The organism is Kitasatospora phosalacinea, from assembly GCF_030268885.1.
GTDB lineage: Bacteria > Actinomycetota > Actinomycetes > Streptomycetales > Streptomycetaceae > Kitasatospora > Kitasatospora phosalacinea_C.
This window is the reverse complement of the sequence record NZ_BSSA01000021.1, coordinates 1-21898: the sequence shown is the minus strand read 5'-3', so window position 1 is coordinate 21898 and position 21898 is coordinate 1. Positions and strand designations below refer to the sequence as shown.

At 75.7% G+C, this 21898-nt stretch carries 21 protein-coding genes, 1 pseudogene and 1 riboswitch; of the genes and pseudogenes, 11 read left to right on the top strand and 11 right to left on the bottom strand.

The features are described from left to right. Positions 1 to 12 precede the first annotated feature (12 nt). The 5 genes from pknB to thiO form a co-directional block, all read right to left on the bottom strand. Complete coding sequence (gene pknB / locus QSK52_RS26150; protein ID WP_285738713.1) at positions 13 to 1749, bottom strand: Stk1 family PASTA domain-containing Ser/Thr kinase; 1737 nt, start codon at positions 1747 to 1749, stop codon at positions 13 to 15. Positions 1750 to 1804: 55 nt separating this feature from the next. Beyond that, the gene (locus QSK52_RS26145; protein ID WP_285738611.1) at positions 1805 to 2125 is read right to left on the bottom strand and encodes a hypothetical protein; all 321 of its coding nucleotides are present in this window, start codon (positions 2123 to 2125) and stop codon (positions 1805 to 1807) included. Positions 2126 to 2214: 89 nt separating this feature from the next. Continuing rightward, complete coding sequence (locus tag QSK52_RS26140; protein ID WP_033252346.1) at positions 2215 to 3006, bottom strand: thiazole synthase; 792 nt, start codon at positions 3004 to 3006, stop codon at positions 2215 to 2217. 3 nt (positions 3007 to 3009) lie between these two features. After that, the gene (thiS, locus tag QSK52_RS26135) at positions 3010 to 3219 is read right to left on the bottom strand and encodes a sulfur carrier protein ThiS (protein ID WP_285738610.1); all 210 of its coding nucleotides are present in this window, start codon (positions 3217 to 3219) and stop codon (positions 3010 to 3012) included. Further along, entirely contained in the window at positions 3216 to 4397 is a 1182-nt protein-coding gene (gene thiO / locus QSK52_RS26130) for a glycine oxidase ThiO (protein ID WP_435053365.1), read from the bottom strand. The genes thiS and thiO overlap by 4 nt, the downstream gene beginning before the upstream one ends. Next, a riboswitch (TPP riboswitch) is annotated at positions 4366 to 4478 on the bottom strand. Its footprint overlaps the gene before it by 32 nt. 76 nt (positions 4479 to 4554) lie before the next feature. On the opposite strand from thiO, the gene QSK52_RS26125 reads away from it, so the two are divergent. The 4 genes from QSK52_RS26125 (at position 4555) to QSK52_RS26110 (ending at position 7557) form a co-directional block, all read left to right on the top strand. Then, complete coding sequence (locus QSK52_RS26125) at positions 4555 to 5760, top strand: NAD(P)/FAD-dependent oxidoreductase (protein ID WP_285738608.1); 1206 nt, start codon at positions 4555 to 4557, stop codon at positions 5758 to 5760. 21 nt (positions 5761 to 5781) lie between these two features. Next, entirely contained in the window at positions 5782 to 6147 is a 366-nt protein-coding gene (locus tag QSK52_RS26120) for an Rv2175c family DNA-binding protein (protein ID WP_285738607.1), read from the top strand. Then, positions 6144 to 6794 carry a thiamine phosphate synthase gene (thiE, locus tag QSK52_RS26115; RefSeq protein WP_285738606.1) on the top strand — a complete coding sequence of 217 codons (651 nt, stop codon included), beginning with the start codon at positions 6144 to 6146 and terminating at the stop codon, positions 6792 to 6794. Before QSK52_RS26120 ends, thiE begins: the two co-directional genes overlap by 4 nt. A 100-nt stretch (positions 6795 to 6894) precedes the next feature. Beyond that, positions 6895 to 7557: a VanZ family protein gene (locus tag QSK52_RS26110; protein WP_285738605.1), complete on the top strand. Its 663-nt coding sequence runs from the start codon at positions 6895 to 6897 to the stop codon at positions 7555 to 7557. 9 nt (positions 7558 to 7566) lie between these two features. On the opposite strand, the gene QSK52_RS26105 is transcribed toward QSK52_RS26110, so the two are convergent. Continuing rightward, positions 7567 to 8673, bottom strand: coding sequence for a polyprenyl synthetase family protein (locus QSK52_RS26105; RefSeq protein WP_285738604.1), 1107 nt, complete (start codon positions 8671 to 8673; stop codon positions 7567 to 7569). Positions 8674 to 8842: 169 nt separating this feature from the next. Between QSK52_RS26105 and metF the strand changes: the two genes are divergently transcribed. Both metF and QSK52_RS26095 read left to right on the top strand, forming a co-directional pair. Then, entirely contained in the window at positions 8843 to 9757 is a 915-nt protein-coding gene (gene metF / locus QSK52_RS26100; protein ID WP_285738603.1) for a methylenetetrahydrofolate reductase [NAD(P)H], read from the top strand. A gap of 128 nt (positions 9758 to 9885) precedes the next feature. Next, on the top strand, positions 9886 to 10623 hold the full coding sequence (locus QSK52_RS26095) for a hypothetical protein (RefSeq protein ID WP_285738602.1): 738 nt from the start codon (positions 9886 to 9888) through the stop codon (positions 10621 to 10623). Between the two features lie 7 nt (positions 10624 to 10630). On the opposite strand, the gene QSK52_RS26090 is transcribed toward QSK52_RS26095, so the two are convergent. Then, positions 10631 to 12019 carry a phytoene desaturase family protein gene (locus tag QSK52_RS26090; protein ID WP_285738601.1) on the bottom strand — a complete coding sequence of 463 codons (1389 nt, stop codon included), beginning with the start codon at positions 12017 to 12019 and terminating at the stop codon, positions 10631 to 10633. 57 nt (positions 12020 to 12076) lie between these two features. After that, entirely contained in the window at positions 12077 to 12685 is a 609-nt protein-coding gene (locus tag QSK52_RS26085; RefSeq protein ID WP_285738600.1) for a DUF4126 domain-containing protein, read from the bottom strand. Positions 12686 to 13165: 480 nt separating this feature from the next. Between QSK52_RS26085 and QSK52_RS26080 the strand changes: the two genes are divergently transcribed. The 3 genes from QSK52_RS26080 (at position 13166) to QSK52_RS26070 (ending at position 15114) form a co-directional block, all read left to right on the top strand. Further along, complete coding sequence (locus QSK52_RS26080) at positions 13166 to 13651, top strand: SAV_6107 family HEPN domain-containing protein (RefSeq protein WP_285738599.1); 486 nt, start codon at positions 13166 to 13168, stop codon at positions 13649 to 13651. Positions 13652 to 13753: 102 nt separating this feature from the next. Then, entirely contained in the window at positions 13754 to 14506 is a 753-nt protein-coding gene (locus QSK52_RS26075) for a methyltransferase domain-containing protein (RefSeq protein ID WP_285738598.1), read from the top strand. Between the two features lie 230 nt (positions 14507 to 14736). Next, the gene (locus QSK52_RS26070; protein WP_033256829.1) at positions 14737 to 15114 is read left to right on the top strand and encodes a DUF3040 domain-containing protein; all 378 of its coding nucleotides are present in this window, start codon (positions 14737 to 14739) and stop codon (positions 15112 to 15114) included. An 88-nt stretch (positions 15115 to 15202) separates the two neighbouring features. Here the strand turns inward: QSK52_RS26070 and QSK52_RS26065 are convergent, their stop codons facing one another. Genes QSK52_RS26065 through QSK52_RS26055 form a run of 3 tightly spaced genes read right to left on the bottom strand, consistent with a single transcriptional unit; the run spans position 15203 to position 19891 of the window. Further along, positions 15203 to 17620 carry a DUF3488 and transglutaminase-like domain-containing protein gene (locus QSK52_RS26065; protein ID WP_285738597.1) on the bottom strand — a complete coding sequence of 806 codons (2418 nt, stop codon included), beginning with the start codon at positions 17618 to 17620 and terminating at the stop codon, positions 15203 to 15205. After that, entirely contained in the window at positions 17617 to 18942 is a 1326-nt protein-coding gene (locus tag QSK52_RS26060) for a DUF58 domain-containing protein (protein WP_285738596.1), read from the bottom strand. The genes QSK52_RS26065 and QSK52_RS26060 overlap by 4 nt, the downstream gene beginning before the upstream one ends. Position 18943: 1 nt before the next feature. After that, positions 18944 to 19891 carry an AAA family ATPase gene (locus tag QSK52_RS26055; protein WP_285738712.1) on the bottom strand — a complete coding sequence of 316 codons (948 nt, stop codon included), beginning with the start codon at positions 19889 to 19891 and terminating at the stop codon, positions 18944 to 18946. A 726-nt stretch (positions 19892 to 20617) separates the two neighbouring features. Between QSK52_RS26055 and rsmH the strand changes: the two genes are divergently transcribed. Both rsmH and QSK52_RS26045 read left to right on the top strand, forming a co-directional pair. Next, the gene (gene rsmH, locus QSK52_RS26050) at positions 20618 to 21586 is read left to right on the top strand and encodes a 16S rRNA (cytosine(1402)-N(4))-methyltransferase RsmH (RefSeq protein ID WP_285738595.1); all 969 of its coding nucleotides are present in this window, start codon (positions 20618 to 20620) and stop codon (positions 21584 to 21586) included. Between the two features lie 125 nt (positions 21587 to 21711). Next, positions 21712 to 21898: pseudogene (locus QSK52_RS26045) on the top strand (cell division protein FtsL); the annotation flags it as partial.

Below are 21898 nucleotides of genomic sequence, written 5' to 3'. Positions count from 1 at the left end.
CGGGCCCGGGCCTCAGAACAGGCTGACGGTGATCGTCACGGTGCTGCCCTGCTTGGCTGGGGTGCCCGCGGCGGGCGACTGGCCGGTGACCTTGCCGATCGGGAACAGCCCGGCGACCTCCGGCACGAACCCGGCGTCCCGGAGGGCCTGCGCGGCCTCCTCCTTGCCCAGGTTCCGGACGTCCGGCACCGGGTGCATGCCCTTGGAGACGGTCAGCGCCACCGGCGCGTTCGGCGCCAGCCTGCTGCCGGCCGACGGGGAGGTGGAGATCACCGAGCCCTTCGGCACGGTGTCGCTGAACTCCTCGTCGCTGGTGCCCGCGGTCAGCCGGGCCTCGCCCAGCGCCTTGACGGCGTCCGCCTGCGGGCGGCCCGAGACGTCCGGCACCTGCACCCGCTCCGGGCCGCGCGAGAGCACCACCTTCACCGCGTCGCTCTTGCGGACCCTGGTGCCCACGCCCGGGTCGGTGGAGAGCACCTGCCCGGCCTGCACCGACTCGCTGAACTGCTCGCTGAACGTCCCGTGCAGGCCCGCGCGGTCCAGCGTCGCCGCCGCCTGCTCCCGGTTCTGCCCCAGCACGCTCGGCACCGTCGCGTACACCGCGCTGGAGAGCGCGTACGTGACGCCGCCGACCAGCAGCAGCACCACCGCCAGCACCGCCGACCAGACCAGCGGGCGGCGGCCGAAGCCCGAGCGCAGGGCCCGGCCGGGCCGGCCGCGCGGCGGGTCGTCGTTCACCACCGGGCGCACCGGCGGCAGCAGCTCCGGCGGGACCTCCAGCACGCTGGTGCGGTCCAGCGCCGGGACCTTCTCGATCACCGCGGTGGCCTCGCCCGGGCCGTAGCGCGGGGTGGGCCGGGTCGAGGCGGGCGGCTCCGCGTCCAGCTGCGCGGCGGGCAGCGAACGGCGGGCCCGCTGCACCGAGGCCAGCAGCTCCACCGCGTCCCACGGCCGGGCCTGCGGGTCGCGGGCGGTCGCCGCCGCCACTATCGCGTCCAGCTCCGGGCCCACCGCGGGGGCGGTCAGCGAGGGCGGCGGGACGTCCTCGTGCAGGTGCCGGTACATCACCTGGGCGGCGTTCTCCCCGGTGTGCGGCTTGGCGCCGGTCAGCATCTCGTACAGCAGGATGCCCGCCGCGTAGACGTCCACCCGCTGGTCGGTGGTCTCCTGGCGGATCTGCTCCGGCGCCAAGTACGAGACGGTGCCCATCAGTTGGCCGGTCTCGGTGGTGGACGCGGCGGTGACCCCGGCCTCCGGGAGGATCCGGACCAGGCCGAAGTCGGCGACCTTCACCAGGCCGTTGTCGGTGATCAGCACGTTCTCCGGCTTGACGTCCCGGTGCACCAGACCGGCCCGGTGCGCCGCGCCGAGCGCCGCCAGCACCGGCTCCAGCACGTCCAGCGCGGCCCGCACCGACAGCGCCCCGCGGTCGCGCAGCACGTCGCGCAGGTTGCGGCCGGGCACGTACTCCATCGCCATGAACACGGCCCGCGGATCGGCGCCCTGGTCCAGCACGTTGACCACGTTGGGGTGCGCGAGCCGGGCCACCGCCTTGGCCTCGCGGATGAAACGGGCGGTGAAGTCGGCGTCCCCCGCCAGCGAGGGGTGCATCACCTTCAGCGCCACGGTCCGGTCCAGCCGGGTGTCGGTGCCCCGGTAGACGGTCGACATGCCGCCGACCGCGATCCGCTGCTCGACCCGGTAGCGGCCGTCGAGCAGCACGCCGTGCAGGGGGTCGTCGAGGGTCATGTCCACCCGAGGAGTCTAGGGGTTCGGTGTCGGCGGGGGCCCGTCGGCGGGCCGGTCACCAGGGGATGCGCGGCGGGTACAGCCGGAGCAGCACCAGCAGCAGGAGCGCCAGCAGGAGGTGCACGACCAGGGCGCCGATCCCCGCCCGGCACAGCCGCACCGAGACCGGCGAACCCATCGGGGCGGTGCCCGCGCCGATCGCGGCGCCGATCAGCACCGGCACCAGCGGCAGCAGCACCAGCGGTCCGGCGGAGACCAGCAGCAGGCCGTCGACCAGCACCACCGGCCCGCAGGTCAGCACCGCGCCCAGCACGTCCGCCTCGCGGCCGCCCGCCCCCACCATGAGATCCCCCCGGTTCCCGTACGGTGCTGCCATGGTGGCAGCCCGCCCGCGGTCCGGGCACGGTCGCCGGGCGAACCGTTCCCGAACCGGGACACGCGGCGGGCGGCGCCCCGGAGCGGGGCTCAGAACGCCGGGCGCTCGCGCGTGTCGGCCAGGCCCGCGGTGGGGGAGGACGCCTCGGCGTAGTAGCGGCGCGGGATCCGGCCGGCCCGGTGGGCGAGCCGCCCGGCCTCGACGGCCTTGCGCATCGCCTCCGCCATCAGCACCGGCTCCTGGGCGCGGGTCACCGCGGAGGCCAGCATGACGGCGGAGCAGCCGAGTTCCATCGCCAGCGCGACGTCGCTCGCGGTGCCCGCGCCCGCGTCCAGCACCACCGGGACGTTCGCGGCCTCCACGATCAGCTGGAAGTTGTGCGGGTTGCGGATGCCCAGGCCGGAGCCGATCGGCGAGCCCAGCGGCATGATCGCCGCGCAGCCGACGTCCTCCAGCTTGCGGGCCAGCACCGGGTCGTCGTTGGTGTACGGCAGCACGGTGAAGCCGTCGTCGACCAGTGTCTCGGCGGCGTCCAGCAGCTCGATCGGGTCGGGCAGCAGCGTCCGCTCGTCGGCGATCACCTCCAGCTTCACCCAGTCGGTGCCGAGCGCCTCGCGGGCCAGCCGGGCGGTCAGCACGGCCTCGCCCGCGGTGTAGCAGCCCGCGGTGTTCGGCAGCACCCGGATGCCGTTGCGGGCCAGCACCTCCAGCACCGAGCCCTGGGTGGCGGTGTTGACCCGGCGCATCGCGACCGTGGTCAGCTCGGTGCCGGAGGCCTGCAGGGCCTGCTCCAGCACCTCCAGGCTGGGCGCGCCTCCGGTGCCCATGACCAGCCGGGAGTGGAAGGTGGTGCCGCCGATGACGAGTGCGTCGTCCGCCATGGTTCAGCCTCCCTGGACGGCGGTGAGGATCTCGACCCGGTCGCCCGCGCCGAGCGGGGTGGCGGGCCACGAACTGCGGGGCACCACGGTCTCGTTGACGGCAGCGGCGACGCCGGTGTTGGCGGCCGACACCTCGGCCACCAGCGCGTCCAGCGTGGTGGTGGCGGGCAGCGTGCGCGGCTCGCCGTTGACGGTCAGGGCGATGGTGTTCATGCGGCGGCCTTCGGGGCGAAGCGGTCGGGGGTGAAGTCGGTTGCCAGCGGCGGGAGTTCGCCGTCGGCCAGGTAGGCGGCGAGCAGGTCGGCGGTGACCGGGGTGAGCAGCACGCCGTTGCGGTAGTGGCCGGTGGCGGCGACCAGGCCGTCCAGCGCGGTCGGGCCCAGCAGCGGCGCGTTGTCGGGGGAGCCCGGGCGCAGGCCCGCGCCGGTCTCCACCAGCGGCAACTCGGTGATGCCGGGCACGAGTTCGTGCGCGTCCCGGAGCAGCTCGTAGACGCCGCCCGCGGTGACGGTGGTGTCGTGGCCGAGCTCCTCGGTGGTCGCGCCGACCACCAGCTCGCCGTCGGCCCGCGGCACCAGGTACAGGTGCTGCCCGCGCACCACCGCCCGCACGTTGCGGGACAGGAACGGCCCGTGCGCGGTGGGCATCCGCAGCCGCAGCACCTGGCCCTTGACCGGACGGATCGCGGGCAGCACCCCGTCCGGCAGGCCCGGCAGCAGGTGGCTGCGCGAACCGGCGGCCAGCACCGTGCGACCCGCCGTCAGCCGCTCGCCGGTCGACAGCCGCACGCCCGCCGCCCGCCCGTCCGCGACCAGCAGTTCGGCGGCCTCCGCCCGGTGCAGCGCCACGCCCGCCCGCTCGCAGGCGGCGACCAGCGCGGCGGCCAGCCGACGGCCGTCCACCTGGTGGTCCTCGGCGACGTGCAGCCCGCCGCGCACGCCCGGGGCCAGCATCGGCTCCAGGCGGCGGCACTCGCGGCCGGTCAGCCACTCGGAGGCCAGGCCCAGGCGGCCGTGGAAGGCGTGCAGTTCGCGCAGCTCGGCCCGGTCGTCGGAGTCCAGCGCGACGGCCAGCGTGCCGGTGCGCCGGTAGCCGGTGTCCAGCCCGGTGGCGTCGGTCAGCTCGGTGGCGAAGGCGGCGTACCGCTCGTTCGACGCCATGCCCAGGCGCAGCAACGGCTCCTCGCCGTACTGCAGTTCGGTGACCGGCGCGAGCATGCCCGCGGCGACCTGCGCCGCACCGCCGCCCGGCCGCGGGTCGACCACCGCGACCGACAGGCCGCGCTGCGCGGTCCGCCAGGCCACGCCCAGCCCGATGATGCCCCCGCCGACCACCAGGACGTCGGGCGCGTGGGAAGGTGCCACAGCCGCTGATTCTCCCTTCGCCGGCATGACCCGGATCAGGTTCGGACGGTCGCGGGCCGCCGTAGCCCGCCTCTCAGCCCGGTGCACCGGGCTCCCGTGAGGTGAAGTACCCCCACCATAACGCCGGGCCGAGCCGGGCCAGAAGGCGCGTACGCAGCGTGGACACCGTCCGCGCCCGGCTAGGGTGGACGGCGTGGCTGAGCTGAGGGCAACGGACCGGGTCGTCGTGGTCGGAGCGGGCATGGCGGGCGCCCAGACCGCCCTGAACCTGCGCCAGGGCGGCTGGCGGGGGCCGCTCGCGCTGGTCGGCGCGGAACTCCACCTCCCGTACGACCGCCCCCCGCTCTCCAAGGACGTCCTGCTCGGCAAGGCCGACGCCACCGCCTTCGAGATCGACTGGCACGGGCTCGGCGTCGACCTGCTCACCGGCCGCCGCGCCACCGGCCTGGAGCCCGGCCTGCTGCACACCGACCGCGGCGAACTCCCGTACGACGCCCTGGTGGTGGCCACCGGCGCCGAACCGCGCACGCTGCCCCACCTGCCCGGCGCCCGCACCCTGCGCACCGTCGACGACGCCCACGCGCTGCGCGCCGCGCTCACCCCCGGCCGCCGGATCGCGCTGGTCGGCGCGGGCTGGATCGGCGCCGAGACCGCCACCGTCGCCCGGCAGCTCGGCTGCGAGGTCACCGTCCTGGAGGCCGCCGCCACCCCGCTGGCCGGCGCCCTGCCCGCCGAGCTCGGCGCCCTGATGGCCGACTGGTACGCCGCCGCGGGCGTCGACCTGCGCTGCGGCGCCGCCGTCACCGGCGCCGACGAGGACGGCGTGCTGCTCGCCGACGGCACCCACCTGCCCGCCGACGAGGTCGTGGTCGGCATCGGCGGCCGCCCCGCCACCGACTGGCTGGTGGGCGGCCCGCTCGCCCTCGACCCCGACGGCACGGTCCCGGTCGACGACCGGCTGCGCACCGCCCTGCCCGGCGTCTGGGCGGCCGGCGACTGCACCTCCTACCCCTCCGCCCGCTCCGGCGCCCGCCTCGCCGTCCAGCACTGGGACCACGCCCTGCACTCCGGCGCCGCCGTCGCCGCCTCCCTGCTCGGCACCCTCGACGCCCCGTACGACCCCGTCCCGTACTTCTGGTCCGAGCAGTTCGGCCGCACGGTCCAGTACGCCGGGCGGCACGCCGGGGCCGACCACCTGCTGTGGCGCGGCTCCCCGTCCGACCCCGACTGGACGGTGCTGTGGCTGCGCGACGGCGCCCTGGTCGCGCTGCTCGCCGTCGACCGGCCGCGCGACCTGGCCCAGGGCCGCCGCCTGGTCGAACGCGGCGGCGCCCTCGACCCGGCCCGGGCCGCCGACCCCGCCGTCCCGTTGAAGGCGGCGACCCGGTAGCGGCTCGGTAGGCTGGGGACCGTGAGCGAGATTGATCCCAAGATTGACGCCCTGGTCCCCGCGTGGCTGTACCTGCCCGACATCTCCGAGCGCTGGGGCGTGGTGATCACCGAGGTCCGCGCCATGGTGAAGAACCGCACCCTGCTGGCGGTCCGCCGCGGCGAGAACAACTCCCTGCAGGTCCCCGCCGACTTCGTCGCCGACGACGGCCCGGTCAAGCACCTGGTCGGCACCCTCACCGTGCTGCGCGACTCCGGCTTCTCCGACGAGGAGATCCTGGAGTGGATGTTCACCGAGGACGACTCCCTGCCCGGCACCCCGATCCAGGCCCTGCGCGAGAACCGCGCCACCGAGGTCAAGCGCCGCGCCCAGGCCATGGCCCTGTGACGGCCGCGCCCACCGCCCGGCAGCGGCTGGCCGACGCCCGGCTCTACCTCTGCACCGACGCCCGCCGCGAACAGGGCGACCTGCCCGAGTTCCTGGACGCGGTGCTCGCGGGCGGCGTCGACGTCGTCCAGCTCCGCGACAAGGCCCTGGAGGCCAAGCAGGAACTGGAGCACCTGGAGGTCTTCGCCGACGCGGCCCGCCGCCACGGCAGGCTCCTCGCCGTCAACGACCGCGCCGACGTCGCGTACGGCGCCCGCCCCGACGTGCTGCACCTGGGCCAGGACGACCTGCCGGTCGCCGTCGCCCGCCGCATCCTCGGCGAGGACGTGCTGATCGGCCGCTCCTGCCACGCCGAGAGCGAGGTCGACACCGCCCTCACCGAACCCGGCGTCGACTACTTCTGCACCGGCCCGGTCTGGCCCACCCCCACCAAGCCCGGCCGCCACGCCCCCGGCCTCGACCTGGTCCGCTACGCCGCCGCGCAGCGCCCCGAGCGCCCCTGGTTCGCCATCGGCGGCATCGACCAGGACAACCTCCAGCAGGTCCTGGACGCGGGCGCCACCCGCATCGTCGTCGTCCGCGCCCTCACCGCCGCCGAGGACCCGGGCGCCGCCGCCGCGGCCCTGGCCGCCCGCCTCCGTCCCTGAGGCCCCCGGCCCCCGCCCCCTGCGCCCCGCCCGGGGCGGGGAGGGCCGGGGCCGCCCCCGCCCGGGAACCGCGCGGCGCCCCTCCGCACTCCGTGCAGGCATGGACCACACCGCCCCGCCCGCCCGCCGCACCCGCCGGGCCCTGCTGCTGGCCCCCGCGCTGCTCGCGGCGGCGGCCGTCGCCTTCCTCGCCCAGCGGCCCCTGCACCACGCCGGGTGGCACGGCTGGGTCGGCACGGCCAACGGCATCGTGTTCCTGACCGTGGCCGCCCTGCCGGTGGCCGCGCTGGCGGTGCGGGCACTGGCCGGGCGCCGCCGGGCCGCCGGGGTCGAGCCCGGGTGGGCCCGGCGTTCGGCGCTGGCCGAGGTCGGCATGGTGTACGGGACGCTGCCCTGGGTGCGGATGATCCTGCTGCCGGGCGTCGACCCGGGCGGCCCGCGCCGCCGGGTGACCCTGGTGCCGCTGCACGACATCGCCGAGATCGTCGGCGCCGGGCCGCCCGCCACCGCGGTGGCCCAGATCGTCGGCAACATGCTGGTGTTCGCGGTGCTGGGCTTCCTCGCCCCGGTGCGGTTCGCCGCGCTCGCCTCGGTGTGGCGGGTGCTGGCGCTCGGCGCGGCCTGCTCGGTGCTGGTGGAGGCCGCCCAGTACGTGCTGCGGCTGGACCGGGTCTCCTCGGTGGACGACGTGCTGCTGAACGCGGGCGGGGCGGCGCTGGCCGCCCTGGCCTCGCGCCGCTGGTGGCGCCGCCCGGCCGCCTGAGGCCCCCCGTCAGTACTTGCGGACCGTCGCGGCCCCGGCCAGCGCCCGGAGCACCCCGCGGGTCGGCCCGTCGGCGATCGGGGCCGCGTCCAGGGCGTCCAGCGCCTCGCCGAGCAGCGCGTCGATCCGGGCCTCCACCAGGTCCGGGGCGCCGCTGAGGGTGATCAGGTCGCGGAGCTCGGCGATCTCCCCGGCGGTGAGGCCGGGGGCGCCGAGCCGGGCGTCGAGGTGGGCGGCGTCGGCCCGGCCGAGGCCGCGCATGGCGTGCGCGACCAGCAGGGTGCGCTTGCCCTCGCGCAGGTCGTCCCCGGCGGGCTTGCCGGTGACGGCGGGGTCGCCGTAGACGCCCAGCAGGTCGTCGCGGAGCTGGAACGCCTCGCCCAGCGGCAGGCCGAAGCCCCCGAGGGCGTCGACCAGCCCGGGGGCGGCCCCGGCCAGCAGCGCGCCGACCTGGAGCGGGCGCTCGATGGTGTACTTCGCGGACTTGTAGTGGAGCACGGTCCGGGCCCGGTCGACCGCCCCGTCGTCGGTGGAGTCGCCCGCGACCGGCTCCAGCACGTCCAGGTACTGGCCGAGCATGACCTCGGTGCGCATCAGGTCGAAGGCGGGCTTGGCGGCCGCCACGGCCGCGGCGGGCAGCCCGGAGCGCTGGAACAGCTCGTCGCACCAGATCAGCAGCAGGTCGCCGAGCAGCACCGCCGCGGACGCCCCGTACTGCTCGCGGTCGCCGCGCCAGCCGCCCGCCCGGTGCAGGTTCTCGAAGCGGCGGTGGACGGCGGGCAGGCCGCGGCGGGTGTCGCTGCGGTCCATCAGGTCGTCGTGCACCAGGGCGCTGGCCTGCAGCAGCTCCAGCGCGGCGGCGGCCCGCTCGATGCCGGGCTCGTCCGCGGCGCCCCCGGCGGCCCGCCAGCCCCAGTAGCAGAACGCGGGACGCAGCCGCTTGCCGCCGTCCAGCAGGAAGTCGCGCAGCGCGTCGGAGACCGGTCCGAGCTGCTCGGAGATGCCGGAGAGCAGCGCCGCCCGCTCGACCATGAACGCGCCGAGCGCGCGGTTCACGCGGTCGCGCACGTCCTCCGCGTCGACGGGGTTGCGGGGAAGGCGGATGGAGGAGGGCACCTGAGACTCCGGATCGTGGGGCTGACAGTCAGATTAACGCTCCCGCCGGGGTGACCCGCTCCACCCGCCGCCCGGCCGCCCCGAACCGTTCGGCCGAAAATCCCACACGACGTCTCAGCGGGTGGACGGAGTGTGTCCGCGCCGAGCCGCCGACGGATAACCTTCCTGCATGGCACTCGGGATTCCCACCACCAGAAGCGACCGCGCGCAGACCGTGCGCGACCTGCTGGCGGCCGGCGACCGCTCCTTCTCCTTCGAATTCATGCCGCCGCGCAACGACGAGGGCGAGCGCAAGCTCTGGGACGCGATCCGCCGGGTCGAATCCCTGGAACCCAACTTCGTCTGCATGACGTACGGCGCGGGCGGCTCCTCGCGCGGCCGCACCGTCGACCTGGTCGGCCGGATCGCCACCGAGACCACCCTGACCCCGGTCGCCCACCTCACCGCCGTCGACCACTCGGTCGCGGAACTGCGCAACATCATCGGCCAGTACGCCGACCAGAACGTGCGCAACGTGCTCGCGGTCCGCGGCGACCCGCCCGGCGACCCGATGGGCGAGTGGGTCCGCCACCCCGAGGGCGTCAGCTACGCCGCCGAACTGGTCGAACTGATCAAGGGCATCGGCGACTTCTGCGTCGGCGTCGCGGCGTTCCCGCAGATGCACCCGCGCTCCGAGAACTGGGACGAGGACATCCGGCACTTCGTCGCCAAGTGCCGGGCGGGCGCGGACTACGCGATCACCCAGATGTTCTTCGAGGTCGAGGACTACCTGCGGCTGCGCGACCGGGTCGCCGCGGCGGGCTGCGACACGCCGATCATCCCGGAGATCATGCCGGTCACCAACAGCCGCCAGCTCGTGCGCTTCCCGCAGCTGTCCGGCTCGGCCTTCCCGGACGACTTCCGCCGCAAGCTGGAGGCCGTCGTCGACGACCCGGCCGCCGTCCGCGCCGTGGGCCTGGAGCACGCCACCGCCATGGCCGAACGCCTCCTCGCCGAGGGCGCCCCGGGGCTGCACTTCATCACGCTGAACCACTCCACCTCGACCCTGGAGATCTACCAGAACCTGGGCCTGCACACCCGCTGAGCGAGGGCCGCCGCGGGGCGCTGCGCGCGGCCGTCGTGCGGGTGCGGTCCGGGATGCGGTGGTGTTCGCCCGGAGGCTGTACAGTCGCCCGCAACCGCGCGGTGATGGTGGCGTCTGGAGGTTGCGGGATGGGCATCGGGTACCTGCTCCTCTACGGCGCGTTGGCCCTGGTCGCGCTCTGGCTGACCGCCGAACTGCTGCTGCAGAACCGGGCCCCGCTGCACTGGCGGGCGCTCGCGCTGCTGGGCTTCCTCGGGGTGGTCGTCGGGATGCGGTCCTCCTCGGTGGCGGTGATAGTGGCGGGTGCGGCCGGGTTCGGGCTGGGCCAGCTGATGGTGACCAACTCGGTCCGGCGCGGCCGCCCGGTGGGCTGGTCGCTGCGCCGCGCCGACGGCCGACTGCCCGGGCCGTTGGCGAAGGTCCCGCTGCTGGCCGCGGCCACCGGTGGGGCGGCCGCCGCCGAGGCCGTCGCGGAGCCGGTGGTGCCGGTCGGCGAGGTCGGCCCGGTCGAGGACGAGGTGCACGACCCGTACGGCGAGCAGTCCGCCGGGTACGAGGAGTTCCAGCAGCTCGACGCGGGCGTGTACGCCGAGGAGCAGGTCGCCCACCAGGTCCCGCAGCAGCCGCAGTACGGCTACGTGCAGCAGTCCGACCACGGCTACCGGTACCAGCAGCAGTACGTCCCGCAGCAACCGCAGCAGCAACAGTACGTCCAGCAGCCGCAGTTGCAGCTGATCGGCTACGACCAGTACGGCCAGCCGGTCTACCAGGACCCCTACACCCAGCAGCAGTACCAGCAGCCCTACGTCCCGCAGCAGCAACAGCCGCAGCAGGACCAGAACTGGTACTACCAGCAGCAGTACTGACGTCCCGTCAGGCCGGTCCGAGCAGTCCGGCGGTGATCGAGGCGGACATCCCGACCCGGGCCAGCCCGCCGCCGGGGTGGGCGTGCGCGCCGATCAGGTACAGGCCCGCCGGGCCGGGCCGGTTGGCCTGGGCGAGGCGGCCGCCGGCCAGCGAGGGGGGCGGGAGGGTGGCGGTCAGCCGGGTCTCCCGCCAGCGCAGCCGGGGGCGCAGGTCGAGGCCGGACGCGGCCAGGTGGGCGAGCAACTCCCCGGCGTAGGCGTCCTGCTGGGCGTCGGTGAGGGCGAGTCCGCCGGGCACGGTGACGGTCAGCACGGCGGCCTCCGCGTCCGGGCCGGGCACCAGCGCGGGGTCGTCCGGGCGCAGCACCTGTACGGTGGGCCGGGTCGGCAGCGTCCGCTCCGCGAACACCGCCCGGGCTTCGGCGGCCCCGTCCGCGGCGTGCACCACGGTGCGGTGTGCGGTGCCCGCCGGACGGGCGCCGTCCAGCGCGAGCAGCACGGTGAACCGGCCCGGCGCGGGCCCGGCCGGAGCGGCGACGCCCAACCCGGGCACCGCCGAGAGCACCGCGTCCGCCGTCAGCACCCCCTCGTCCGTGCGCACGCCCACCACCCGCTCGCCGTCCTGCTCCAGGGCCCGGACGGGGGTGTCGAAGCGGAACTCCACCCCGCGCTTCCCGCACCGCTCGAACACCGCGTCGGCGAGCGCCCGCAGGCCGCCGTCCACGTACCAGACGCCGAACGACTGCTCCATGTACGGCAGTACGGTCGCCGAGGCGGGCGCGTCCAGCGGGTCCAGGCCGTGGCGCAGCGCGTACTCGCCGAGCAGCGCCGCCGGGCCCGGGCCGCCGCCCAGCTCGCGGGCCACGTCGCCCAGGGTGTGCCGCCCGCGCGGCAGCAGCCGGGACAGGCCGCGGCGCGGCGGCACCGGGTACGGGTCGGCCGGGTCGACCGCCGGACGCGGCTCCTCCAGCAGCGGGCGGCGGGTCGCCTCCCACACCGTGCGGCCCCGGTTGACCAGTTCGCCCCAGCGCGCCCCGGTGCCCGCCCCGAACGCCGCGTCCAGCGCCTGGCCGACCCCGCCCCGGGAGGCGTTCGGCAGCAGCAGTTCAGTGCCGTCCGGGAACAGGTGGCGGCTCTCCGGGTCGACCGGCCGCAGCCCGACCAGCTGCTCCAGCGGCTCGCGCCCGGTCTTCAGCGCCCAGTCCCGGTAGACGGCGGGCAGCGTGAGCAGCCCGGGCCCGGTGTCGAACCCGAACCCCTCCCGCCGGTACGCCCCCACCTGTCCGCCGTGCGTCGCGGCCGCCTCCAGCACCGTCACCCGGTGCCCGAGGGTGGCCAACCGGGAGGCGGCCGCCAGACCGCCCATGCCTGCACCGACGACGATGATCCGAGCCATGGCAGAAGATCCTATGCGCCCCCGCCGGTCGGCCGTCCCGCCGGTCGGCCGTCCCGCCTAGCCCGTCGCCACCACCCCGGCCCGCCGGGCCGCGCGGCGTTCCCGGCGGCGGAGCCAGAAGCGGCGGATCCGGGTCACCGCGAACCACACCACCAGCACGCCGAGGGCCAGCAGCACGGCCGCGGCGGAGGCGGCCAGCCAGGGGTGGAAGATCGCCAGGGTGACCAGGCCGGCCACCGAGAGGTCCTCGGCCAGGCTGAGCAGGATGTTGGAGGCCGGTTCGGGGGAGGTGTTGACGGCCATCCGCAGGCCCGCCTTGACGCCGTGGCTGAGCAGGGCCGTCGTCCCGCCGACCGCGCCCGCGGCCACCTCGCCCAGCGAGCCGGGGTCGTGCGCGGCCAGCAGCGCGCCGACCGTCGCCCCGGCGATCGGGCGGATCACGGTGTGCACGGCGTCCCAGACGGTGTCCACGTACGGGATCTTGTCCAGCACGGCCTCGCAGAGGAACAGCGCCCCGGCCGCCAGCAGCACGTCGGTGCGCTCCAGCACCGGCGGCACCGAGTCCGCCCCGCCGTACCGGCCGAACAGGCCCAGCAGCAGCACCACGGCGTACGCGTTGATCCCGCTCGCCCAGCCGCTGGTGAAGATCAGCGGAACGGCCCCCACGGCGGCCCCCTTCGACGCCTCCCGCCCGGCCCTCGGGCGGGACGCGCACACCGTACCCGGCCGGGGGCGCGGCGGGGGAGGGCGGAGCGGCGGCGGCGCCTGAGTATCCGTACTCAGACGACCGGTTGAGTACCCGCACGGATACCGGCGGCCCCCGCGTGACGGCAGAGTGGTGCGCACCGGGAAGGCCGCCGCCGGGCGGAGCCGCCCGGAAGCGCTCGGGGCCCGGCCGCCGCTCAGGGGGAACGGCGGCCGGTACCACGGCCCGGAGCGCGACCAGCGGCCGGAACGAGGGGGCCGGGCACCGCCGACACGGGGCGGCGGAGCCCGGCCCCCTCCCCCTGGGGGGGAACCGGGGTCCGGCCGCGGGGGACGACGGGACGGGGCCGGGGGCCCCGAGTTGTCAGACCCCCCGTTCACGATGGATGCATGCGCGGACCAGCCGGTCCGGGCAAGGTCCGGAGTGAACGGGGGAGACCCATGACCATCAGTCGTCCTGAGCCTGTCGCCCGCCCTGCCGTCGATCAGCCCGTCCTGCCCAGCACCCGCGGCAGCGACGTCCACCCGGTGCTGCGCCGGGGCTCCGCCCCGCCCGCCGCGCTCGAACTGCTCCGGCACGCGCACCGCACCCTGGTGCACGCCCGCAGTCGACAGGACCCGCTGGAGCGCTACGCCACCGCCCACCTCGCCGCGCTGCGCGCCACCGCCGCAGTGCTCGCCGTCCGCGGCCGCCCGGTGCGCCACCCGCGCCGCCGCCAGGCGATCCGCCCCGCGTGGGAGCTGTTGCCCGAGGTCGCCCCCGAACTCGCCGAGTGGGCCGCCTACTTCGCGGCCGGGGCGCGCCGCCGGGCGGCCGCCGAGGCGGGCATCACCGGCGCCGCCGGCGAGCGGGACGCGGACGACCTGATCCGCAACACCGCCCTGTACCTGCGGATGGTGGAGCGAATACTGGCGCTGCACCCCTGAGGGGCCCGGTCGCCCGGCGCTGCGCGCACCCCGGCCGTCCGGTCACGGCGGATAAGGTGGAGGCGTTCCCGCCGTGGAAGACCTGCCAAGAGGGGTGCCGCCTTGTATCCGACTCGTCCCCGCAGTGCGCTGCGTACCGCCGTGGTGTGGGAGGTGGTGCGGGAGGCGCTGGAGCGGCGTTCCGCCGAGCTCGGGCGGCCGGTGCTGGAGGTCGTCGACACCGGTGGCGGCACGGGCAACTTCGCCGTGCCCGTGGCCAGGCTCGGCCACCGGGTCACCGTGGTCGACCCGAGCCCCGACGCGCTGTTCGCGCTGGAGCGCCGGGCCGCCGAGGCCGGGGTCACCGAGCTGGTCCGGGCCGTCCAGGGCGACGCGCAGACGCTGCCCGACCTCGTCCCGGCCGGATCGGTCGACGCGGTGCTGTGCCACGGCGTCCTGGAGGTCGTCGACGACCCGGCGGAGGCGCTGGGCAACCTGGTCGGCACCCTGGGCAAGGGCGGCCTGGTCAGCCTGCTCGCCGCCAACCGCAACGGCGCGGTGCTGGCCCGCGCGGTGGCCGGCCAGTTCACCGAGGCCCGCACCGCGCTGGACGCCCCGGACGGCCGCTGGGGCGCGGGCGACCCGATGCCCCGCCGCTTCACCGGCGAGCAGCTGGACGCCCTGGCCGCCGCCGCCGGGCTGCGGGTCACCTCGGTGCACGGCATCCGGGTCTTCGCCGACCTCGTCCCCGGTGTCCTGGTCGACACCGAGCCCGGTGCGCTGGACGCCCTGCTCAAGCTGGAGCTCGCGGCCGCCGAGCAGCCCGCCTTCCACGCCGTGGCCACCCAGCTCCACCTGCTGGCCGAGGCGATCTGACCCTCCGCGGGGGGCACCAAGCGGGCCCTCCGCTCGTTGCAGGGGGTGCGGGCCCCGACGAGGTGGCCCGAGCCACGCCTGATTGACCACGCCGAACCGCGGCCGTGGACCGTATGATCTGGGTAAAGCCGGTAAGCATGACGGCCAGACCCGTGGGGCATATGGACCACACAGGCCCGAGCCAGGGGTGGCGGACCGGTCGCCCCGCGACCGACGAGTAGGAGGACTCCGTGCCGCTCTCGGAGCACGAGCAGCGACTGCTCGAGCAGATGGAGCGAGCGCTGTACGCCGAAGATCCCAAGTTCGCGTCAGCGCTCGAGGGAACCGGCCTGCACACCTACACCCGTCGGCGGGTCTACCTGGCCGTGGCGGGGTTCGTGGCAGGCATCGCGCTGCTCATGGGCGGCCTGGTCGCGCAGGTCATCTGGGTCAGTGTGGTGGGGTTCCTGGTGATGCTTGGTTGTGCGGTCCTCGCGGTCACCGCGTGGCGGCGCGGCCCGGCCGGACACGGACCACGGCAGGCGGCCGCGCCACGCCGGAAGTCCGGCGTCGTGGATCGAATGGAACAGCGCTGGCAGCGGCGCCGCGACGAGCAGAGCGGCCTGTAGCAGCGACCCGAACGCAACGTGAAGGATCCGCCTCGGGGAGAGCGACCCTCTCCCCGAGGCGGATCCTTTCGCTTGCGCCCCCGGCGGGTCAGCCGTCCTTCCGGCGCCGCCGGAACGGCCGGGTCACGGCCGCGCGGAGCGCCGCCACCCGTTCGGCCGTGCGCTCGCGGCGGGCCGCGGCGCGGTCCTGGGCGCGCCACCACAGCCGCACCGCGGAGGCGGGCAGCAGCAGCGCACGCAGGCGCCGGGCGCGGGTGGCACGGACCCGCAGCGCCTCGCGGGCGGTGCGGACGTCGCCGCCCAGGTGCGGGGGCGCGTCGGAGGCGCGGGCGTACATGACGCGCTCGGTGGCGAGGGCGACCCGGCCCGCGGCGGCCGCGGAGTCGGCGTCGAGGCGGGCGTCCTCGGCGAGCCGCCGGACGGCGCTGCGCGGGGTGCGGGCCTCGTCCGGCGGGATGCCCAGGTCCCACGCGGAGTCGACGAGCTCGGCCCAGGCGGCGAGCACCTGCTCGTCGGTGAGCGGCGGCCCGCCCGCGCCGGGCAGGTGGCGTCCGGCGCCGAGGCGGCGTCGACGCAGCCTGGTGCGCCAGAGCATCGGGAAGGCCAGCGCCGCGAGCAGCAGCAGGACGGCGAGGCCGGTGACCAGCGCGGGCCAGGTCCGCCACCAGGGCGTCCCGACGGTCCTGTGCTCGACCACGACGCTCTCGTCCGCGCAGTCGCCGATCTTGTGCTGCTGCGGGGGGCAGCTGCTGGAGGCGGACGGCTGGGCGGAGGGCTGCGCGCTCGGCGCGGCGCTGCTGGGGGCGGCGCTGGGCGCGCTGGTGGGCGCGGTCTGCTGCACGGAGTACAGCGGGGTGCTGCCCCGGTTCGGGGTGGGCTCGAAGCGCATCCAGCCGTAGCCGTTGAAGTACAGCTCGGGCCAGGCGTGGTAGTTGGAGCTGCGCACCACCCGGTCGGTGCCGTTGCCCGCGCCCGGGGTGAAGCCGATCGCGACCCGGGCGGGGATGCCCAGCGAGCGGGACATCGCGGCCATGGTGGCGGCGAAGTGGACGCAGAAGCCCTCCTTGTCCTGGAGGAACTTGGCGATGGCGTCCGGCCCGGTGCGCGCGTCGATCTTGGTGTCGTAGGTGAAGCTGCCGCTGGTGAAGTACTGCTGCAGGGCGACGGCCTGGTCGTACGGGGTGGTCTTGCCCTTGGTGACGTCCCGGGCGGTCTCGGCCACCACGGACGGCAGGTTGGCGGGCAGGCCCAGGTAGCGGTCGGTGATGTCGGCCGGGGCGGCGCCGGCGCCGCGCAGTTGGGCGGGGGTGGCGTTGACGGTGACCGAGCCGACGGAGTACTGCAGGCCCTTGCTCTTCTGGCCGTTGGTGCCGTTGACGGTGCGCCCGACCGGGTCGAAGCGCCAGTTCGCGTTGTTCGGCAGCTCCACCCAGGACATCGGGTAGGGCATCGGCAGCCAGGTGGTGTTGAGCTGGTCGGAGACCGTGATGTTGGTGCGGACCGGGGTGGTCGGCAGGTTCGGGGAGAGGCCCTCGGGGGCGGGCATGGTGGTGGGCACCGGCTCCGGGTCCTGGTCCCCGGTCAGCCACTCCTGGCCGTTGAACTCGCTGAGCGCGGCGACCCGCAGGTAGAGCTGGTCGGCGTCGGGCGAGTCGGTGGAGAAGGTCAGCAGCTCGGTGTCGCTGGTGGAGCGCAGGTTGGCGGTGAGCGCGACGACCAGGTTGAGCGACTGCTCGCCGCCGGTCCCCTTGCCGTTGCCGGCGCCCCCGCCGTCGTGGTTGCCCACCTTGTCGAACAGGCCGGTGCCGACCGCGGGGGCGAGCACCGGCAGCAGGACGGCGGCGGCCAGCGCGATCACGCCGACCCGGCGGCCGCCGTTGGACAGGGCCACGGCGGAGCGGCCGGTGCCGTGGAAGACCCGGCCCCAGCGGGTGAGCCGGTCCTGGCCCTCGGTGTAGAGCAGGGTCAGGTAGCCCGCGGCCGCGAACAGGAACCACAGCCACATGCCGCCCGGCGAATCGGCCAGGCCGCCCGCCACCGAGTACAGGGCCAGCAGCGGCAGGCCCGCGGCGGCGGCCCGGCGGTAGGTGACCGCCAGGGTGTCGACCAGCACGGCGACCAGGGCGACCGAGCCGACCACGATCATCCGCAGGCCGTCGCTGGCCGGGGCGGGGATCGCGTACTCCTGCATGTCGCTGCCGCCGCTGCTCAGCAGCGTGGACACCGCGTCCAGCGCCTTCGGGCCGGGCAGCAGGCCCGCGGTCATCGCGGACTGCACGGTGGTCAGCAGCAGCACGTACAGCACCACGAGGAGCTGCAGCGGCGGCACCAGGGCCCGGGGGAGCGGCAGGGCGCGCAGCCCGGCCCCGGCACCGGCCGCGACGGCGATCATCAGCAGCCCGTGCGGGGCGAACGCGAAGGAGTCCTGGAACAGCGGGGACAGGCACAGCGCCGCCAGGGCGGTGGCCAGGGCCGCGCAGAGCGTCAACTTGGCCCGGGTGGTCACGCGCCGACCTCGTCTCGGTAGGGAACGGTGGTGTTCTGGGTGCGGTCCGCGGCCCGCCACAGGGCGGGCAGCGAGTCGCCGGCCCGCACCGGCAGCACGGTCCAGCCGGACTCGCGCAGCCGGGTGACCCGGGCGGTCAGCTGCTCGTCCCCGGTCTCCGGCAGCAGGTGCCGCAGGCCCGCCCAGGTGCCGGTGTCCAGCAGCAGGACGACGGCGCCGCCGGTGCGCCGGCGCAGCCGGGCCAGCCGCTCGACCTGCTCCTCGTCCAGTTCGCCGACGACCGCGACCAGCAGGCCCTCGCCGCCGAGCCGGAGCACCTCCTCGGCGCGGGCCAGGGTGCCGCCGTCGGAGTGCTCGACCACGGCCAGCGAGTCCAGCAGCATGCCGACGGACTCGGCGGCACTGGCGCCGCCGCTCGCCCCCGGGTCGGGCACCGAGAAGCCGGTGTCGGTGAGCAGCCGGGTGCGGTAACCGCGCTGCACCAGGTCGACCGAGACCGAGGCGGCGCAGGAGACCGCCCACTCGAACGAGGAGGCCGGACCCGAGCCGCGGTGCGCGGTCTCCCGGGTGTCCAGCAGCACGGTGGCGCGGGCCTGCAGCGGCTGCTCCTCCCGGCGCACCATCAGCTCGCCGTACCGGGCGGTGGACTTCCAGTGCACCCGGCGCAGGTCGTCGCCGTGCCGGTACTCGCGCGGGATGACGTCGTCGTCACCGGCCAGCGCCAGGGTGTGGCTGTTGGAGTCGCCCTGCCCGGCGGACTCGCCGGGCAGCCGCACCGGCGGCAGGTCCTGGACCTGCGGGACGACGGTCAGCACGTCGGCGGCGCTGAACGCGCGGGTCAGCTCGCACATCCCGAACGGGTCGGACAGCCGCAGCTGCAGCGGGCCCAGCGGGTAGCGGCCGCGCAGGTCGGAGCGGACCCGGTAGGACACCTCGCGGAAGCCGCGCGGCTCGACCCGGTCCAGCACGAAGCGCGGGCGCGGGCCCAGCACGTACGGGACCTTGTCCTCCAGCAGCAGCAGGCCGGTGGGCACCCGGGAGACGTTGTCCAGCCGCAGGTGCACCCGGGCCTCCTGCCCGGCCGCGGCCCGCTGCGGGCTGAGCCGGCGGCCGGAGGCGACCCGGTAGCGGGTGCGCACCAGCAGCGCGGCGGCCGCCAGCGGCAGCACCGCCAGCAGCACGCCGACCTGGAGCAGGGCGGCCTGGCCGAACACGAACGCGCAGACGGCGGCGGTCAGCCCGGCCGCGAGGAAGGAGCGCCCCCGGGTGGTGAGCCCGCGCAGCGCGGCGCGCACCCCGGAGGCACGGGCGGTGCGCGCCACCTCAGCGGCCCTGCGGACGCGGGATGGGGAGTCGGGCCACCAGGTCGAGCACGACCTGCTCGACCGTGCGGCGGCTCAGCTGGGTCTCCGAGGTGGGCAGCAGGCGGTGCGCCAGCACGGGGGCGGCGAGCACCTGGATGTCGTCCGGGAGCACGTAGTCGCGGCCCTCCAGGGCGGCGTGCGCGCGGGCCGCGCGGACCAGGTGCAGGGTGGCCCGGGGGGAGGCGCCGAGCCGCAGCTCGGGGCTGGTGCGGGTGGCGGCGACCAGGTCGACGGCGTACCGGCGGACCGGGTCGGCGACGTACACGGTCTTCACCAGCTCGATCAGCTTGAGCAGGTCGGCGGCGTGCGCGACCGGCTGCAGGTCGTCCAGCGGGTTGGCCGCCGAGTGCAGGTCGAGCATCGCGAACTCGGCCTCGGCGCTGGGGTAGCCGATCGAGATGCGGGCCATGAAGCGGTCGCGCTGGGCCTCGGGCAGGGCGTAGGTGCCCTCCATCTCGACCGGGTTCTGGGTGGCGATCACCATGAACGGCGAGGGCAGTTCGTGGGTGGTGCCGTCGATGGTGACCTGGCGCTCCTCCATCGACTCCAGCAGCGCGGACTGGGTCTTCGGCGAGGCCCGGTTGATCTCGTCGCCGACCACGATCTGCGCGAAGATCGCGCCGGGCCGGAACTCGAAGTCCCGCTGGTGCTGGTCGAACACGTTGGTGCCGGTCACGTCGGACGGCAGCAGGTCCGGGGTGAACTGGATGCGGCGCACCGTGCAGTCCACCGAGCGGGCCAGCGCCTTGGCGAGCATGGTCTTGCCGACGCCCGGCACGTCCTCCAGCAGCAGGTGGCCCTCGGCGAGGAGCACCGTGAGCGCGATCCGGACGGCCTCCGGCTTGCCCTCGATCACGCTTTCCACGGACTTCCGGACCCGGTCGACCACCGCCGCCAGCTCCGCCATCCCGACCGCCTCCCGCCGGTCGTGGCGGCCCGACTCCGGCTGCTCCGTGCCCTGTCCGTTGATGGTCGTCACCCGTAAGCTCCCATGTTGCACAGTCGCCGGGCGGCTGGTTCGAGCCCGGCCCACCCCGAATACGTGGCGCATTCTTCCCTGTCGCACGGCCAGAAGTCACCCGCCCGGGCGAGACGCGAAGGCTGTCCCGGTTTGGGACGAGGGCCCGGCCCCCGCGGTTTCCTCCGGGGGCGGCGGATTCCGCGCGGCGGTGCGGCCGCCGTCCGCCGACCGGCCCGTTCGGACGGCTTCGCCCCGGTTCGCCCGGCGCGCCCGCCCCGGTCCCGCGCCCCGCCCGCCACCGCCCCCGCACCGCCCCGCGGACCCCCGCCCACCGGCCCGACCTGCGCAAACCGATACCGCCGCCCGGGTGGTGCGCCGGAGCGGGGCGTTGACTGCCGGAGCGCGGACGATAGGCTGCAGGCGCAGTGGAGCACGGCGGACGGCGCCCGGCAACCGGGCGGTGCGGCCGCTCTCCGCGCCGGGTCGGCCCGCCCGTACGCAGCCCGCGGCCTCCTCCCGCTCCGTGACCACCTGGCGCACCTTCCCCGGTGCCGGGCGGTCGCTCCTTCCCCCGAGCGAGCGGGCGGGGACCACGGGCGGCGTGCGGCCCGACCCGCCCGGTGCGCGAGAATGGCCCGGCCACACCGCACCTGAGGAAGGGCCCCGCCCCCTATGAGTACCGACAGCCCCGCCCCCCGGCACGTCCCGGTGATGCTGGAGCGCTGCCTGGACGCCCTCGCTCCGGCGATCTCGGCGCCCGGCGCCGTCGTGGTGGACGCCACCCTGGGCCTGGGCGGCCACAGCGAGGCCCTGCTGACCCGCTTCCCGGACGTCCGCCTGATCGCCGTCGACCGCGACCCGCAGGCCCTGGAGCTCTCCGCGCGGCGGCTCGCCCCGTTCGGCGACCGGGCCACCCTGGTGCACGCCGTGTACGACGAGATCCCGCGCGTCCTGGACGAGTTGGGCGTTCCCGAGGTGCACGGCGTGCTGTTCGACCTCGGCGTCTCCTCGATGCAGCTGGACGAGGCCGACCGCGGCTTCGCCTACGCCCAGGACGCCCCGCTGGACATGCGGATGGACCAGACCCGCGGCATCTCCGCCGCCGAGGTGCTCAACACCTACAGCCACGGCGACCTGGCCCGGATCCTCAAGGTCTACGGCGAGGAGCGGTTCGCCGGGAAGATCGCCTCCGCGGTGCTGCGCGAACGCGAACGGGAACCGTTCACCACCAGCGCGCGTCTGGTGGAGTTGGTGCGCAACGCCATCCCGGCGGCCACCCGGCGCACCGGCGGCAACCCGGCCAAGCGGACCTTCCAGGCGCTGCGGATCGAGGTCAACGGCGAGCTGGAGGTGCTGGACCGGGCGATCCCCGGAGCGCTGGACGCCCTCGCGGTGGGCGGCCGGATCGTGGTGATGTCCTACCAGTCGCTGGAGGACCGCCTGGTGAAGCAGTACTTCCAGGCCGGTGCCACCTCCACCGCCCCACCGGGCCTGCCGGTGATCCCCGAGGAGCTCCAGCCCTGGTTGAAGCTCCTCACCCGCGGAGCCGAACTGGCCACCGAGGAGGAGATCGAGGAGAACCGGCGCGCCGCGCCCGTACGGTTGCGCGTGGCGGAGAGGATCAGACGGACCCGGAGGTAGCCAGCCGCCGGGAGCAGCGGAGCGAGGGGAGTGGAGCGGTGCCGGTGGCCGGCGAGCGGACCCGGGGGAACGTCCCCGGGCAGGGGGGCAGGGCGCGGATCACCGTCCGGCCCGGAGCGCGCTCGATGCGGGGGCGCACCCCGTTCGCGGTGCTGGTGGTCGCCCTGCTGTCGGCCGGGCTGCTCGGGCTGCTGATGCTCAACACCGCGCTGAACGAAGGGTCGTTCACCCTCGCCCGGCTCAAGAAGCAGACCACCGAGGCCACCGACCAGCAGCAGACCCTGCAGCAGCAGATCGCCCAGCAGTCCGCGC

Excerpts from the sequence above, each read along its gene's own strand:
- pknB (WP_285738713.1), bottom strand. The coding sequence starts at position 1,749 with ATGACCCTCGACGACCCCCTGCACGGCGTGCTGCTCGACGGCCGCTAC.
- QSK52_RS26145 (WP_285738611.1), bottom strand. The coding sequence starts at position 2,125 with ATGGCAGCACCGTACGGGAACCGGGGGGATCTCATGGTGGGGGCGGGC.
- QSK52_RS26140 (WP_033252346.1), bottom strand. The coding sequence starts at position 3,006 with ATGGCGGACGACGCACTCGTCATCGGCGGCACCACCTTCCACTCCCGG.
- thiS (WP_285738610.1), bottom strand. The coding sequence starts at position 3,219 with ATGAACACCATCGCCCTGACCGTCAACGGCGAGCCGCGCACGCTGCCC.
- thiO (WP_435053365.1), bottom strand. The coding sequence starts at position 4,397 with ATGCCGGCGAAGGGAGAATCAGCGGCTGTGGCACCTTCCCACGCGCCC.
- QSK52_RS26110 (WP_285738605.1), top strand. The coding sequence starts at position 6,895 with ATGGACCACACCGCCCCGCCCGCCCGCCGCACCCGCCGGGCCCTGCTG.
- metF (WP_285738603.1), top strand. The coding sequence starts at position 8,843 with ATGGCACTCGGGATTCCCACCACCAGAAGCGACCGCGCGCAGACCGTG.
- QSK52_RS26095 (WP_285738602.1), top strand. The coding sequence starts at position 9,886 with ATGGGCATCGGGTACCTGCTCCTCTACGGCGCGTTGGCCCTGGTCGCG.
- QSK52_RS26090 (WP_285738601.1), bottom strand. The coding sequence starts at position 12,019 with ATGGCTCGGATCATCGTCGTCGGTGCAGGCATGGGCGGTCTGGCGGCC.
- QSK52_RS26080 (WP_285738599.1), top strand. The coding sequence starts at position 13,166 with ATGACCATCAGTCGTCCTGAGCCTGTCGCCCGCCCTGCCGTCGATCAG.
- QSK52_RS26055 (WP_285738712.1), bottom strand. The coding sequence starts at position 19,891 with ATGGCGGAGCTGGCGGCGGTGGTCGACCGGGTCCGGAAGTCCGTGGAA.
- rsmH (WP_285738595.1), top strand. The coding sequence starts at position 20,618 with ATGAGTACCGACAGCCCCGCCCCCCGGCACGTCCCGGTGATGCTGGAG.